General features: G+C 74.5%; 11 protein-coding genes. 6 read left to right on the forward strand and 5 right to left on the reverse strand.

Annotated elements, in window-relative coordinates:
* Positions 1 to 93: 93 nt before the first annotated feature.
* Positions 94 to 789: a ribosome hibernation-promoting factor, HPF/YfiA family gene (gene hpf, locus ABT247_RS24970; protein WP_350746035.1), complete on the reverse strand. Its 696-nt coding sequence runs from the start codon at positions 787 to 789 to the stop codon at positions 94 to 96.
* Positions 790 to 1,157: 368 nt separating this feature from the next.
* On the opposite strand from hpf, the gene ABT247_RS24975 reads away from it, so the two are divergent.
* Positions 1,158 to 1,880 carry a ComF family protein gene (locus ABT247_RS24975; RefSeq protein ID WP_502892501.1) on the forward strand — a complete coding sequence of 241 codons (723 nt, stop codon included), beginning with the start codon at positions 1,158 to 1,160 and terminating at the stop codon, positions 1,878 to 1,880.
* Between the two features lie 114 nt (positions 1,881 to 1,994).
* On the opposite strand, the gene ABT247_RS24980 is transcribed toward ABT247_RS24975, so the two are convergent.
* The 3 genes from ABT247_RS24980 to mtrA all read right to left on the reverse strand — a co-directional run bounded on the left by ABT247_RS24980 (position 1,995) and on the right by mtrA (position 6,613).
* Positions 1,995 to 3,854 (reverse strand): LpqB family beta-propeller domain-containing protein, encoded by a 1,860-nt coding sequence (locus ABT247_RS24980; RefSeq protein WP_350746038.1) that lies wholly within the window; start codon positions 3,852 to 3,854, stop codon positions 1,995 to 1,997.
* Positions 3,829 to 5,811 (reverse strand): MtrAB system histidine kinase MtrB, encoded by a 1,983-nt coding sequence (mtrB, locus tag ABT247_RS24985; protein ID WP_350746041.1) that lies wholly within the window; start codon positions 5,809 to 5,811, stop codon positions 3,829 to 3,831. Before mtrB ends, ABT247_RS24980 begins: the two co-directional genes overlap by 26 nt.
* A 124-nt stretch (positions 5,812 to 5,935) precedes the next feature.
* On the reverse strand, positions 5,936 to 6,613 hold the full coding sequence (gene mtrA / locus ABT247_RS24990) for an MtrAB system response regulator MtrA (protein WP_350746044.1): 678 nt from the start codon (positions 6,611 to 6,613) through the stop codon (positions 5,936 to 5,938).
* Positions 6,614 to 6,902: 289 nt separating this feature from the next.
* On the opposite strand from mtrA, the gene ABT247_RS24995 reads away from it, so the two are divergent.
* The 5 genes from ABT247_RS24995 (at position 6,903) to ABT247_RS25015 (ending at position 12,527) form a co-directional block, all read left to right on the forward strand.
* Positions 6,903 to 8,102 carry a DUF7847 domain-containing protein gene (locus tag ABT247_RS24995; RefSeq protein ID WP_350746046.1) on the forward strand — a complete coding sequence of 400 codons (1,200 nt, stop codon included), beginning with the start codon at positions 6,903 to 6,905 and terminating at the stop codon, positions 8,100 to 8,102.
* Positions 8,103 to 8,107: 5 nt separating this feature from the next.
* Positions 8,108 to 8,860 (forward strand): DUF4129 domain-containing protein, encoded by a 753-nt coding sequence (locus tag ABT247_RS25000; protein ID WP_350746049.1) that lies wholly within the window; start codon positions 8,108 to 8,110, stop codon positions 8,858 to 8,860.
* The gene (locus tag ABT247_RS25005) at positions 8,857 to 10,077 is read left to right on the forward strand and encodes a DUF4350 domain-containing protein (RefSeq protein WP_350746052.1); all 1,221 of its coding nucleotides are present in this window, start codon (positions 8,857 to 8,859) and stop codon (positions 10,075 to 10,077) included. The genes ABT247_RS25000 and ABT247_RS25005 overlap by 4 nt, the downstream gene beginning before the upstream one ends.
* A gap of 26 nt (positions 10,078 to 10,103) precedes the next feature.
* Positions 10,104 to 11,084 carry an AAA family ATPase gene (locus ABT247_RS25010; protein ID WP_350746060.1) on the forward strand — a complete coding sequence of 327 codons (981 nt, stop codon included), beginning with the start codon at positions 10,104 to 10,106 and terminating at the stop codon, positions 11,082 to 11,084.
* A gap of 132 nt (positions 11,085 to 11,216) precedes the next feature.
* A complete protein-coding gene (locus ABT247_RS25015) occupies positions 11,217 to 12,527 on the forward strand; it encodes a DUF58 domain-containing protein (protein WP_350746055.1) in 1,311 nt (436 codons plus the stop codon).
* 60 nt (positions 12,528 to 12,587) lie between these two features.
* On the opposite strand, the gene ABT247_RS25020 is transcribed toward ABT247_RS25015, so the two are convergent.
* Positions 12,588 to 13,697 (reverse strand): RNA polymerase sigma factor, encoded by a 1,110-nt coding sequence (locus ABT247_RS25020; RefSeq protein ID WP_350746062.1) that lies wholly within the window; start codon positions 13,695 to 13,697, stop codon positions 12,588 to 12,590.
* Positions 13,698 to 13,767 lie beyond the last annotated feature (70 nt).

A 13,767-nucleotide genomic window follows, 5' to 3' on the forward strand; every position in this document is an offset into this window, starting at 1 on the left:
GCGGTGCGCGGGGGGCCCGGGTGGGGCTTAAAACGCCCGGCACCCCGGCGGCCGATGCCGCCGGGGTCACCACTGCGTCACGCGCTCGGACGGTCAGTCCTCGTCGTCGGACCGACCGATCGCGCCACCCGCGCCACTGGCCACGCCGGCCGTCATGTCGGGCTGCACGTGGATGACACCGTAGTGGTAACCGTGCCTGCGGTACACGACGCTCGGCAGACCGCTGTCCTTCTCCACGAAGAGGTAGAAGTCGTGGCCGACCAGCTCCATCTCGTAGAGCGCCTGGTCCAGCGCCATGGGGGCGGCCGAGTGCGTCTTCTCCCGGACCACCAGCGGGCCTTCGCCCTCCACTTCCAGGGATCCCATCTTGGTCTTGCGGACGGCTCCGTCGGCCTCGCCCTCCGTCGCGGTCGTCGACGGCAGCGCGGCCAAGGCCGCGGTCGCCTCGGCGACACTGATGGGGGTGCGGCCGTTCGCGCCGCCCTTGTGCACCCGACGCCGGTCCGCGGACTTGCGCAGCTGGGCGTCGAGCTTCGCCGAGGCCAGGTCGAGCGCCGCGTACGGGTCCGCGGCGGCGGCTTCGGCCCGGATGACCGGGCCACGGCTACGGAGAGTGATCTCCACGCGGTCGGACCGGTCGGCCTGCCGCGGGTTGTGCTCCTTGGACACCTCGACGTCGAGGCTGATCACCTTGCCGTCGAACTTCTGGACCTTCTCCAGCTTCTCGGCCACGTGCTCGCGGAACCTCTTGGGCACCTCGGTCTTGCGGCCCTTGACGACGATGTCCACGCAGAACTCCGATCCCTCGTACTGACGCCGATCCGGGTGCTACCGGACCGGGCTGAGTTCCAGCTGGACCAGCCCATCCACTGCCGGCCCCCGCCCCCGCCGCCAGCGGTGGGAACGTCTGGCCCTCATCTCACTTCCTCCCCATCAGGGACGGTTGAAACCCCCTGGAGCCTTCATCGAACACCTCACAGAGGGTTTTCGCCTCCCCAGGCGAGAAGACGGGTAGGAGCCGATACTGCGAGCAGGCGGTCAACTGCTGCACCCTGTCTACCCTCCTGGGGGTGAAGTAGCGGTAAATACCTGGACAACGTGCCCCATACGGCGCATCCTATGCTGACTCTCCGTGCCTGCCGCCGCCAGGAGCAGCCGTGCCGCCGTCCCCGTCCCCGGTCCGTCCCCAGTCCACACGGACGTCCTTCGCCTACGTCCTGTCGGGACTGCTGGACGTCCTGCTCCCCGCCGACTGCGCGGGCTGCGGCACCGAACGCACCCAGCTCTGCCCGGCCTGCCGGCAGACGCTGGCCGACGCCCGCCCCGGCCCCACGCTGCTGCCGTGGGCCCATGCCGCCGCCCCCTACACCGATCCCGTCCGGCAGTTGCTGCTCGCCCACAAGGAACGCGGCGCGCTGCGGCTGGCCGGCCCGCTCGGCGAGGCGCTCGGACGGGCGGTGCGCTCCGCACTGGGCAACCGGGCCGGGGCGGCGCCGCTGCTGCTCGTCCCGATGCCCTCGACCCGCGCGGCGGTCCGCGCCCGCGGTCACGACCCGACGCTGCGCCTGGCCGGGGCCGCCGCCCGCTCCCTGCGCCGGGCCGGCCTGGACGCCCGGGCCGCGCCGCTGCTGCGGCACGCCCGCCCGGTCGCCGACCAGACCGGGCTGAACGCGGCCGAGCGGCGGCGCAACCTGCACGGCGCGCTCACCGTCCTGCCGCGCGCCCGGCGCGGCCTGTCCGGCCGTCAGCCGGTGCTGGTGGACGACCTGGTGACCACCGGGGCGAGCCTCGCCGAGGCCGCCAGGGCGCTGGCCGACGCCGGCCTGCCGGCCCGGGCGGCCGCCACCGTCGCGGCCACCGCGGTGCAGCCGGGCGGCTGACCCGCCGGGGCGCACCGGGTGCCGCGTCAACCCGCATCAGCCGGCGCCACCCCGCGTCAGCCCGCGTCAGCCCGCGTCAGCCGGCGCCACCCGCCACCCGCCACCCGTGGAAACTCAGCCGGCGTAGAAGAAGGAGCGGGCCCGGTCCAGCAACTGGGCCTCCCGCCACTGGTTGTTGACCAACCGGTAGACCTTGCCCTCGGCCACCGCCAGCACCGGCGGCGCCGGCACCAGGCTGTCCCCCCGGGACTCCGCGGCCGAGACGCTCAGCATCCCGAGCCCGCCCTGCAGCTGACTGTCCGTGCTCTGCGAGCCGTCGGTGCTGATGTAGTACAGCTGCTTGGGGCGGTCGGCCTCGTTGCCGAGCACCAGCAGCTGGTCGCTCTCCGCCCAGGACACCGAGGCGACGTCGGTGAGCGAGGGTGCGGCCCGGCGCAGGCCGGTGATCTTCACGGTCGGCGCCGTCGGCGTCCCGCCGTGCACCACCAGGCCGAACTCCAGCGAACTGGTCGCCACGCCCGGGGACTTGACCACCAGCGCGACCCGGGTGCCGTCCGAGGAGATCCGCAGCGCCTGCACGGTCTGCCCGATCAGCCCCTCGACCGGAACGGTGTACGACTTGTTGCCGCGCACCATGACCACCCGCGGCCCCTGCGGGTCGCGGTCCACCACCCACAGGTCGCCGCGGCCGTCCCAGCTCGGCGAGGCGAGGCCGTCGTCCTTGCCGCCGCCCCGCACCGGTGAGGTGAGCACCGGCTCGGGCATCGCCACGGTGCTGTCCGACAGGGCCACCGAGTAGAGCTGGTGGCCGTCCGCGCTGACCGCGGCGGCCCAGGCGCCGTCCCGGCTGACCGCCAGGGCGCTCGGCTGCGCCGCCGGGTTCGGCTGCGGCTTGCCGAGCACGCCGTGCACCGGGTCCCCGGTGCGGCCGTCGTCCGTCGCCATCAGGACGCCGTTGTCGGAACGCTGGTAGTACTGGACGGACGTCTGGGCGGTCAGGGCGCCCGGCCCGGTGGGCGGCACGTCGGTGCGGCTGGCCGTGCAGGAGCCGCGCCGGCCCCTCAGCTCCAGCCGCTCGACCTGGCCCTTGCCCTGGTCGGCGAGGGTGTAGAAGAGCTGGGTGGCCATCCGGCGGCAGGCCGCCGGCTCGCCGAGGTCCGCGGCGCCGAGCTGCACGTGGGCGGTCCGGCCGTCGTCGATGCCGACCCTGTCCACGGAGGCGCCGGCGGGGAAGGCCGTCCGGACCACCGGCGAGAGCCAGTCCGAGGGCCCGGCGACCAGCGCCTTGGCGGCCGCGGTCAGCGGGTCTATCCGGCGGCGCAGGTAGATCGGGTCGGCGACCAGCACCTCCTGGCCGCCCTTGCCGGCGGACGGGTCCGGCGCGGTGTAGAAGAAGCGCTCGACCTGCCGGAAGCTGTTCCGGAAGTTGGTCTCGTTCATGATCACGCCGGGCGGCAGCCGGTCGATCCGCCACTCGCCGTCCTTCTCCCGCACGAAGGTGAAGTCGGAGGAGGCGTTGTTGTTCGGGCCGGCGACGGGCAGGTACGAGTGCTTGGCGTCGACCGTGGCGACCATCTGCCCGGTCACCGTCTCGGAGGTCGTGGTGTCGGCGTCGGAGACCGGCTGGCCGGGTTCCTTGATGGTCGTGCTGGCGAGCACCTGGATGCTCGCCTCCGGGTTCCAGGTCGCGGCGGCGCTGTCGGTGAGGTACTTGCGCGCGGTGTCGTACCCCTCGTCGGCGGTCACCGCGTCCAGGAACCCGGTCAGCAGCTCACGCGGCTTGGCGCCCTTGCCGGGCGCCACCGGGTACACCCTGGCCTGCAGGTTCTTGTCGGCCGAACCCTGGGAGAGCTCGACCTTGGTGATGCCGCCGGAGTCCGGCATGGCCGCGCAGCCGCTCGCCACGAGGGCGCCGAGCACCGCGCCGGCCACCGCCGTGAGCCGCGGCTCAGTCTTGCTGCTCGTCCTTCGCACGCTGCGTCCCCTCCAGGTCCGTCCCACCCGTCACGTCCGGCTCCGCCGTCCGCTGTGCCACCGACGGCCGTCCCGGCGTCGGGTCCACCATGACCTGGGCCCCGGTGACGCCGTAGCCGGCCCCCGCGGTCCACACGTCCGAGGGGTCCGAGCGGGGCCCCTCGGGCAGTCCGCGCCGACCCAGCCCGGGGCCGATGTTCAGCACCCCGCCGAGGCCGCTGCCCAGTCCGCTGCCGGTCCCCTCCGGCGCCTCGGCCTGCTCCTCGGCGGCGGTCATCGCGGTCGAACCGGCCGGGGCGATGGCCCGCCGGTACGGCGTGCCGTAGGCCCCGAGGCCCCGGTTGTTGCGGGAGTCCTCCGGCTCCAGCCGGAACGGCGCCCGGCTGATCTCGCCGCCCCGGGTGCGCGGCAGGGTGAGCCGGAAGTGCGAGCCGCCGCCGGGCTCGCCCCAGGCCTGGAGCCAGCCGCCGTGCAGGTGGGCGTCCTCGACCGCGATGGACAGGCCGAGGCCGGTGCCGCCGGTGGTGCGCACCCGGGACGGGTCCGCCCGCCAGAAGCGGTGGAACACCCGGGAGGCCTCGCCCGGCTTGAGGCCGATGCCGTAGTCGCGCACGCCGACGGCGACCGCGCCGTCGGCCGAGCCCAGCCGGACCACCACGTCCCGGCCCTCGCCGTGCTCCAGCGCGTTGACCACCAGGTTGCGCAGGATGCGCTCGATCCGGCGGGAGTCCACCTCGGCCACCACCGGCTCGCCGTCGCCGCGGATCACGATCGCACTGCCCTTGGCCTGGGCCAGCGGGTCGGCGGCCTCCACCACCCGGCCGACGATCTCCCGCAGGTCGACGGGCTCGGCGTCCAGGATGGCGGCGCCCGCGTCGAAGCGGCTGATCTCCAGCAGGTCGGCCAGCAGCGACTCGAAGCGGTCCAGCTGGCCCTGGAGCAGCTCCGCCGAGCGGGCCGCCATCGGGTCCAGGTCCTCCCGGCTGTCGTAGATCAGGTCGGCGGCCATCCGGACGGTGGTCAGCGGGGTGCGCAGCTCGTGCGAGACGTCCGAGACGAAGCGCCGCTGGACCCTCGACAGCTCCTCCAGCTGCCGGATCTGCGCCTGGAGGGCGTTGGCCATCCGGTTGAAGGACTCGCCGAGGCGGGCGATGTCGTCCGTCCCGGTCACCTTCATCCGCTCCTCCAGGTGCCCGTCGGCGAGCCGCTCGGAGATGCCGGCGGCCATCCGCACCGGGGTGACGACCTGGCGCACCACGACCCAGGCGATGCCGCCCATGAGGATCACCACGAACACGCCGGCGGTCGCCAGGGTGCCGGTGATCAGGTTGAGGGTGTCGGTCTCCTGGCCGAAGGAGAACACGTAGAACAGCTGGTAGCTGGTGCCGGCCGGACCGACGAACTGCATGCCGAGGGCGAGGCCCGGCTCGCTCCTGCCGCCGCTCTCGGGCGACCGGTGGATCCGGGTCGGCTGGTCGAACATCTGGCCGGGCTCGTCGAAGAGCTTGGCGCGCAGGGTGTCCGGGACGCTGCTGGGCTGGATGTCACCCGAGTAGCGCGGCGCGAATCCGGCCGTGTCCGGGACGACGGCACCGGTGCCGGGGGCCATCGCGATCACCGAGTAGACCGTCTGCCCGCTCGCGGCCAGGTCGTTGACCTGCCGCAGCAGCCAGGTGCCGGTCTCCTCGGTGGTCGGGTCGGCGGTGTTGCGCAGCTTGAGGTCGCGGGCCTCGTCGATCTTCTTCTGCTCGACCTGGAAGCCGATCCGGGCCTGCGCCCGGGCAGCGTCGATCTTGGTGTCGAGCAGGCCGGTGCGCACCTGCGCCACCACGACCACGCCCAGCACCAGGACCACCGCGATGGAGGCCAGCAGGGACACCGCGACCACGCGCAGCTGGATCGAGCGACGGTACAGCGCGGCCACCCGGTGCGCGGGGCGGCGGAACTGACGCTTCATCAGGCCGAAGACTCCGGAAGGGCCGCGACGGCGGCGGGTGGTCGAACTCAGCACGTCCCCGCGCACGGCTCCCGCCCCGCCGGTCGCGGTACCCGGCGGGGTGTCGTCGGCCCGGTCCGTCACGTCAGCTGGGTCCGGCCTTGTAGCCGACGCCGCGGACGGTCACCACGATCTCGGGGCGCTCCGGATCCTTCTCGATCTTGGAGCGCAGGCGCTGGACGTGCACGTTGACCAGGCGGGTGTCCGCCGCGTGGCGGTAGCCCCAGACCTGCTCCAGCAGCACCTCGCGGGTGAACACCTGCCAGGGCTTGCGGGCCAGCGCGACCAGGAGGTCGAACTCCAGCGGGGTCAGCGGGATGCTGCGGCCGTCGCGCTTCACCGAGTGACCGGCCACGTCGATCACCAGGTCGCCGATGGTCAGCTGCTCGGGAGTGGGCTCCTCGGCGCGGCGCAGCCGGGCCCGCACCCGGGCCACCAGCTCCTTGGGCTTGAACGGCTTGGTGACGTAGTCGTCGGCGCCGGACTCCAGGCCCACCACCACGTCGACCGTGTCGGTCTTCGCGGTCAGCATGACGATCGGCACACCGGACTCCGCCCGGATCTGCCGGCACACGTCGATGCCGTCCCGGCCGGGCAGCATCAGGTCGAGCAGCACCAGGTCGGGCTTGGTCTCCCGGAACGCGGCTAGCGCCTTGTCCCCGTCGGCGACGAAAAACGGCTCAAAACCCTCACCACGCAACACGATGCCGAGCATCTCGGCCAGTGCGGAGTCGTCATCAACGACGAGGACGCGTCCCTTCATGCGTCCATCTTCTCATTACCGGATTGTGACCTGCCGCACAGCAGTGCCAATGCTCCACAACGGCCAACTCGGCCACCGGCGTTTTCCGGCCAAACCGGACGAATGACCCTCGCCCGGGGCGCCTCGGAACGGTCCCGGAGCAGCCGTCCGACCTCCTGGAACGCCCCGATGCCGATCAGCAACCGGATACCCCTGGGGCCTGTCCTGGCCCCATGGCACGATGGGCACCGCGCGCGGGCGGAAGATCCGCCCCGGAGCCGCGCCCCTGACGCCCCTCCGAGGAGCAGTGATGACCGACACCCCGGGCTGGGCCTCGCCCAGCTCGTCCGAGCCACCCCGCGACGGCGACCGGCCCCCGGCCGACGCGCCCGCCGCCGTGCCCGGACCGTCGGCACCACCGCAGGCCACCCCCGGCTGGAACACCGCGCCCGGACAGCCCGGCTGGAACACCGCGCCCGGACAGCCCGCCTGGGGCGGCCGGACGCCCCACGGCGGGCAGCCGCCCGGCGGAGGGAACCCGTACGGCTGGGGCGCCGTGACCAGCCCCCGCCCCGGAGTCATCCCGCTGCGCCCGCTCGCCGTCGGCGAACTGCTCGACGGAGCCGTCACCACCGTCCGTCGGCACTGGCGCACCGCCCTCACCCTCTCCCTCGGCATCGCCGTGATCGACCAGGCCGGTGCGATCGCCGCCGAGCTGCTGGTCGACGGCAGGACCGGAGCCTCCACCCAGCTGCTCACCCTGCTGGCCCGGCTGCCGATCATGCTGCTGCTCAACGCCCTCGCCACCGCGCTGCTCACCGTGGTGGTCAGCCGGGCCGTCCTCGGCCGGCCGGTGACCGCCGGGGACGCCTGGCGCGACGCCCGCCCCCGGCTGCTCCAGCTGCTCGGGCTCACCGTGCTGACCACCCTGATGAGCTCCGGCGTGCTGCTGCTCGGCTTCGCCCCGCTCTTCGGCTACCAGGCCGGCGGCTCGGGCACGCCGGGGACGGAAGCCCTGCTGGCGTTCGTCGGCCTGCTGACCGTCCCGCTCGCCGTCTGGCTCCTGATCCGCTACAGCCTGGCCGCTCCGGCGCTGATGCTGGAGAAGCAGGGCGTGCGGACGGCACTGTCCCGCTCGCGGCGGCTGGTCCGCGGCTCCTGGTGGCGGATCTTCGGCATCGTGCTGCTGAGCAAGCTGCTGTCCCTGGTGATCGGGATGGTCCTGCTCGTCCCGGCCCGGTTCATCGGCCTGGTGCTCGGCTTCGGCAGCGTGGACCGCCTCGACGACGGCAACCAGTCCGTCGGCATGCTGGTCGTGGTCGCGATCGCCGGGATCATCGCCTCCGCGCTCACCACCCCGTTCACGGCCGCCGTCGGCGTGCTGGTCTACATCGACCAGCGGATCCGCCGCGAGGCCCTGGACATCGAGCTCTCCCGCGCCGCCGGCACGCCCGAGCAGCACGGCACCGGCCCCGACGGCGGAGCCGACCAGACCTCCGCGAGGCGCTGAGCTAGATGCCCATCTGGGGGGACAGGCTCCTCGCCGCCGGCGCACCGGTCACCGTTCCGCGTGACCCGGCCCGCGACGCCGCGCGCGAGGAGCTGCTGAAAGCCGACTACCACAAGCACGACCCGACGGTCCTGCAGCGGATCGCCGACTGGTTCTGGGACCACCTCAACGGCGCACTGGAGAACCTCTCCGGCGACGGCACCGACGGCACCACCGGCGTGGTGCTGTTCCTGATCGTCGCCGTGCTGATCGCGGCCGCCCTCTGGTGGCGCCTCGGCGCGCCCAAGCGCTCCGCCCGCAGCACGCTCGGCGTGTACGGCGGCGGCGGCCCGCGCAGCGCCGCGCAGCACCGGGCGGACGCCGCCGGGCACGCCGCCGCAGGGCGGTGGGCCGAAGCCGTCCGCGAGCAGATGCGCGCACTCGTCCGCTCCCTGGAGGAACGCACCCTGCTCGACAGCCGCCCCGGCCGCACCGCCGACGAGGCCGCCGCCGAAGCCGGCCGCGCCCTGCCCGAGCACGCGGCCGCGCTGACCGCCGCCGCCCGCACCTTCGACGACATCGCCTACGGCGACCGGACCGCCGACCAGGCCGCCTACCAGCTGCTGCTGGACCTCGACCGCACCCTGGAACGCACCCGCCCGGCGCTCGCCCCGGTCCCCGGCCAGGCCACGGCTCCGACCGGCTCACCGATCGGCGCCCAGGCCGCCGCTCGGACCGGCTCGCCGACCGGCCCTTCGTCCACGGGAGGAGCGGCATGACCGGCACCACCCCCGCTCCGGCCGCCGTCGAACGGCCCCCGGCCGGCCCCGCGCCCACCAGCCTCGCCCCCAGCGGCCGCGGCCTGCTCCGCCGCGCCCGCTGGTACCTGGCCTTCCTCGCCGCCCTGCTCATCGGCGCCGTCTGCATCGCCGCCCTCGGCCGGGACCACCAGTACCCGCCGGCCGACCCGCGCTCCTACGACTCCGACGGTGCCCACGCCGTGGTCGCGCTGCTCGAACAACAGGGCCTGAGGACCGACCTCACCACCGACCCCGCGGCCACGCCCGGCGGCGCCGACACCCTGGTGCTGCCCGAACCCGACCTGCTCGACCCGGCCCAGCTGCGCGCCGTCGCCGCCGCCCACCACAGGCGGCTGGTCCTGATCGCGCCCGGCCCGGCCGCCCTCACCGCGCTCGCTCCCGGCATCCGCACCTCCGACGAGGACGGCGGCGTCCCGTACGCCCCCGTCCGCAGCACCCCCGCGGCCTGCTCCCTCGCCGAGGCCGCCCGGGCCGGCAGCGCCACGACCGGCGGCATGCTCTACACCAGCGGCAGCCGCGGCGAGGGCTGCTACCCGCACGGCCACGGCTACCCGCTGGTCAGCACCCCGACCGCGCACGGCGACGTCATCGTCCTCGGCAGCGGCAGCTTCCTGCACAACGGCGAACTCGCCAAGGACGGCAACGCCTCGCTGGCACTCGGCCTGCTCGGCTCGCAGCCCCGCCTCACCTGGCACCTGCCCGACTACTCCGCCCAGCCGGCCGAGGGCACCCGCACGAAGAGCTTCGACGACTACATCCCCAAGGGCTGGCGCTGGGCCTTCTACCAGCTGGCGATCGCCGCCGTCCTGGCCGCACTGTGGCGCGCCCGCCGGCTCGGCCCGGTGGTCAGCGAGAACCTGCCCGTGGTGGTGCGCGCCGCCGAGACCACCGAGGGCCGCGCCCGCCTCTACCGCCGTGCCAAGGCCCGCGGCCGCGCCGCCGAGGCCCTGCGCCGCGCCGCCGCCCACCGGCTCTCCCCCGCTCTGGGCGTCCCCCTCCGGGCCGGCGCGCCCGACCCCGAAGCCCTCTGCGCGGCCGTGGCCGACCGCCTCCCCGCACGACCCGCCGGGGACGTCCGGGCCCTGCTGTACGGCCCGCCCCCGACCGACGACGCCGCCCTGCTGCGGCTCGCCGACGATCTCGACGCCCTCGAAAGGCAGGTACGGAACCCGTGACCGAACAGGCAACCGCCCAGCTCCGCATCGCCCCTGGCACGGCGCCCGCCAGCCCCGCCACCGACCCCCGCACGGCCCTGACCGCCCTGCGCGCCGAGATCGGCAAGGCCGTCGTCGGCCAGGACGCCGCCGTCACCGGCCTCGTCGTGGCCCTGCTCTGCGGCGGCCACGTGCTGCTCGAGGGCGTCCCCGGCGTCGCCAAGACCCTGCTGGTCCGCACCCTGTCCACGGCGCTCAGCCTGGGGACCAAGCGGATCCAGTTCACCCCCGACCTGATGCCCGGCGACGTCACCGGTTCGCTGGTCTACGACGCCCGCACCGCCGAGTTCTCCTTCCAGCCCGGCCCGGTCTTCACCAACCTGCTGCTCGCCGACGAGATCAACCGCACCCCGCCGAAGACCCAGGCCGCCCTGCTCGAGGCCATGGAGGAGCGGCAGGTCACGGTGGACGGCGAACCGCGGCCGCTGCCCGTGCCGTTCCTCGTCGCCGCGACCCAGAACCCGGTCGAGTACGAGGGCACCTACCCGCTGCCCGAGGCCCAGCTCGACCGCTTCCTGCTCAAGCTGATCCTGCCGCTGCCCGACCGCGACCAGGAGTTCCAGGTCCTCTCCCGGCACGCCGCCGGCTTCGACCCCCGCGACCTCGCCGCCGCTGGCGTCCGGCCGGTCGCCGGCCCCGAGCACCTCGCGGCCGCCCGCGAGCAGATCGCCGGGCTGACCGTCTCCCCCGAGGTCCTCGCCTACATCGTCGACCTCTGCCGGGCCACCCGGCAGTCCCCGTCGCTGTCCATCGGCGTCTCGCCGCGCGGCGCCACCGCCCTGCTCGCCGCCTCGCGCGCCTGGGCGTGGCTGGCCGGACGCGACTACGTCACCCCGGACGACGTGAAGGCACTCGCCCTGCCCACCCTGCGGCACCGGGTCGCGCTGCGGGCCGAGGCGGAGATGGAGGGCGTCACCGCCGACTCCGTCATCCAGGCCGTCCTGGCGCAGACGCCCGCCCCCCGCTGACCCGCTGACCCGCTGACCCGCTGATCAGTAGGCCGCAGGCCGCAGAGGTCAGGAGCTAGCGGACCACGGCGTCCGGACCACGGGCACCCCACGGCCATCCACATCCACGGGCTTCCGAAGGAGCGCATCCGCATGGCCCTCACCGGGCGAACCGCCCTGCTCGCCGCACTCGGCGCGCTCGTCGTGGGCCTGTTGCTGCCCTCCTGGGCCGGAGTCGGACTCGTCACCGGCGCGGTCCTGGTCGCCGTTCTGGTCGACCTGGTGCTCGCCGCCCCCGTCCGAAGCCTGCACATCACCCGTGGCGGCGACACCACCGTCCGGCTCGGCGAGTCCGCCACCGTCGAACTGACCGTCACCAACCCCGCCGGGCGGCCGCTCCGAGCCCTGGTCCGCGACGCCTGGGCGCCCTCCGCGTGGCGCCCGGGCACCGCGGAGACCGCGTCCCGGCACACCCTCGCCGTCCCCGCCGGTGAACGACGCCGGGCGGCCTCCGTGCTCACCCCGAGCCGCCGCGGCGACCACCACGCCCACCGGGTGACGGTCCGCTCGCTCGGCCCGCTCGGCCTGGCCGGGCGGCAGGGCTCCCACCACGTCCCCTGGACGGTCCGTGCGCTGCCGCCGTTCACCAGCCGCAAGCACCTGCCCTCCCGGCTCGCGCGCCTGCGCGAACTCGACGGCCGCACCTCGGTGTTGACCCGTGGCCAGGGCACCGAGTTCGACTCGCTGCGCGAGTACCTGCCCGGCGACGACGTCCGCTCCATCGACTGGCGCGCCACCGCCCGCCGCAACACCGTCGCGGTCCGCACCTGGCGCCCCGAACGCGATCGCCACATCCTCGTCGTCCTCGACACCGGCCGCACCTCGGCCGGCCGTGTCGGCGACGCCCCCCGCCTGGACGCCGCCCTCGACGCCGCCCTGCTGCTCACCGCCCTCGCCACCCGCGCCGGAGACCGCGTCGACCTGCTCGCCCACGACGCCCACAAGCGGGCGGCCGTGATCGGCAGCTCGCCCCACGAGATCCTGCCCGCCTTCACCAACGCGATGGCCGGTCTGGAGCCCGCCCTGCACGAGACCGACATGCGCTCGCTCGTCTCCACGGTCCTGCGGATGGCGCCGCGCAGGTCGCTGATCGTCCTGCTGACGGGTCTCGACGCGGCCCCCGTCGAGGACGGCCTGCGCCCGCTGCTGCCGCTGCTCACCAAGCGCCACGAGGTCGTTCTCGCCTCGGTCGCCGACCCGCACCTGGGCGTCCTCGCCGCCGGACGCGGCACCCTCGAGGCCGTCTACGGCGCGGCCGCCGCCGAGCAGACCCGCGCCGACCGGCGCGCCACCGCCGACCGGCTCACCCGCCACGGCGTCACCGTCCTGGACGCCCCGCCGAGCCGGATCGCGCCGGCACTGGCGGACGCCTACCTGGCGCTGAAGGCCGCCGGCCGATTGTGAGCGGATCCCGCGGGTCAGGGCTGGCCGGGGTCAGGACTGGCCTGGTCAGAGCCCCCGGGGTCAGGGCTCGCGGCGGGCGTTCAACCGGGCGGCCTGTCGCGTGAGGTGAGCCCGCTCCGCCAGGTTGGACGCCTTGTGCGCCGCCTCCGCGTACAGTCGGGCCGCCGTGACCGGATCGCCGTCTCGCTCGTGGAGGTACGCGGACACCGCGGTGTAGCGGGGCAGCGAGCCGTCCAGTTCCGCGAGCGCCGCCAGCCCGGCGCGCGCCCCGTCGGCCTCCCCCACCGCGACGGCACGGTTGAGCCGGGCCACCGGGCTGTCGGTCAGCCGCACGAGTTCGTCGTACCACTCCACGATCTGCACCCAGTCGGTCTCCTCGGCGGTGGGAGCGTCGGCGTGCAGCGCCGCGATGGCGGCCTGGGCCTGGAACTCGCCCAACCGGTCGCGGGCCAGGGCCGCCTGAAGGATCCCGATGCCCTCGGCGATCAGCGCGGTGTCCCACCGGCGGCGGTCCTGCTCGGCGAGCGGCACCAGGCTTCCGTCCGGTGCGATCCGCCCGGCCCGCCGGGCGTGGTGCAGCAGCATCAGGGCGAGCAGGCCCACCACTTCCGGGTGGTCGATCACCGCCGCCAGCTGCCGGGTCAGCCGGATCGCCTCGGCGGCGAGGTCGACGTCCCCGGAGTAGCCCTCGTTGAACACCAGGTAGAGCACCCGCAGCACGGTGGCCACGTCGCCCGGCTGATCGAACCGCACGCCGGCGACGGTGCGTTTGGCCCGGCTGATGCGCTGGGCCATGGTCGCCTCGGGGACGAGGTAGGCATGGGCGATCTGCCGGGTGGTCAGCCCGCCGATCGCCCGCAGGGTCAGCGCGACCGCGGACGACGGCGTCAACGACGGGTGGGCGCACAGGAAGTAGAGCTGGAGCGTGTCGTCCACTCCCGCCGCCGGCCCGGGCGCCGGCTCCTGGTCCAGGAGGTCCTCACGACGGCGGCGAGCGCTGTCCGCCCTGGTCGCGTCGAGGAACTTGCGCCAGGCGACGGTGACCAGCCAGCCCTTGGGATCCCTCGGCGGATCGGTTCGCCAACCGCGCAGCGCCTCGATCAGCGCCTCCTGGACGGCGTCCTCGGCCGCCGCGAAGTCTGCTGCGACGACATCTACGACCAGCCCGATCCGCGGAACTACTTCACCAGGCTGGCCGCGCTCGAGTACCAGATCCCGCACCACGCGCAGGCGGAGTTCC

The sequence above is a fragment of the Kitasatospora sp. NPDC001539 genome (assembly GCF_040298565.1).
GTDB lineage: Bacteria > Actinomycetota > Actinomycetes > Streptomycetales > Streptomycetaceae > Kitasatospora.

Coding starts and splice junctions, on each gene's coding strand:
- mtrA (WP_350746044.1), bottom strand. CDS start 6,613: ATGAAGGGACGCGTCCTCGTCGTTGATGACGACTCCGCACTGGCCGAG.
- ABT247_RS24995 (WP_350746046.1), top strand. CDS start 6,903: ATGACCGACACCCCGGGCTGGGCCTCGCCCAGCTCGTCCGAGCCACCC.
- ABT247_RS25000 (WP_350746049.1), top strand. CDS start 8,108: ATGCCCATCTGGGGGGACAGGCTCCTCGCCGCCGGCGCACCGGTCACC.
- ABT247_RS25005 (WP_350746052.1), top strand. CDS start 8,857: ATGACCGGCACCACCCCCGCTCCGGCCGCCGTCGAACGGCCCCCGGCC.
- ABT247_RS25015 (WP_350746055.1), top strand. CDS start 11,217: ATGGCCCTCACCGGGCGAACCGCCCTGCTCGCCGCACTCGGCGCGCTC.
- mtrB (WP_350746041.1), bottom strand. CDS start 5,811: ATGAAGCGTCAGTTCCGCCGCCCCGCGCACCGGGTGGCCGCGCTGTAC.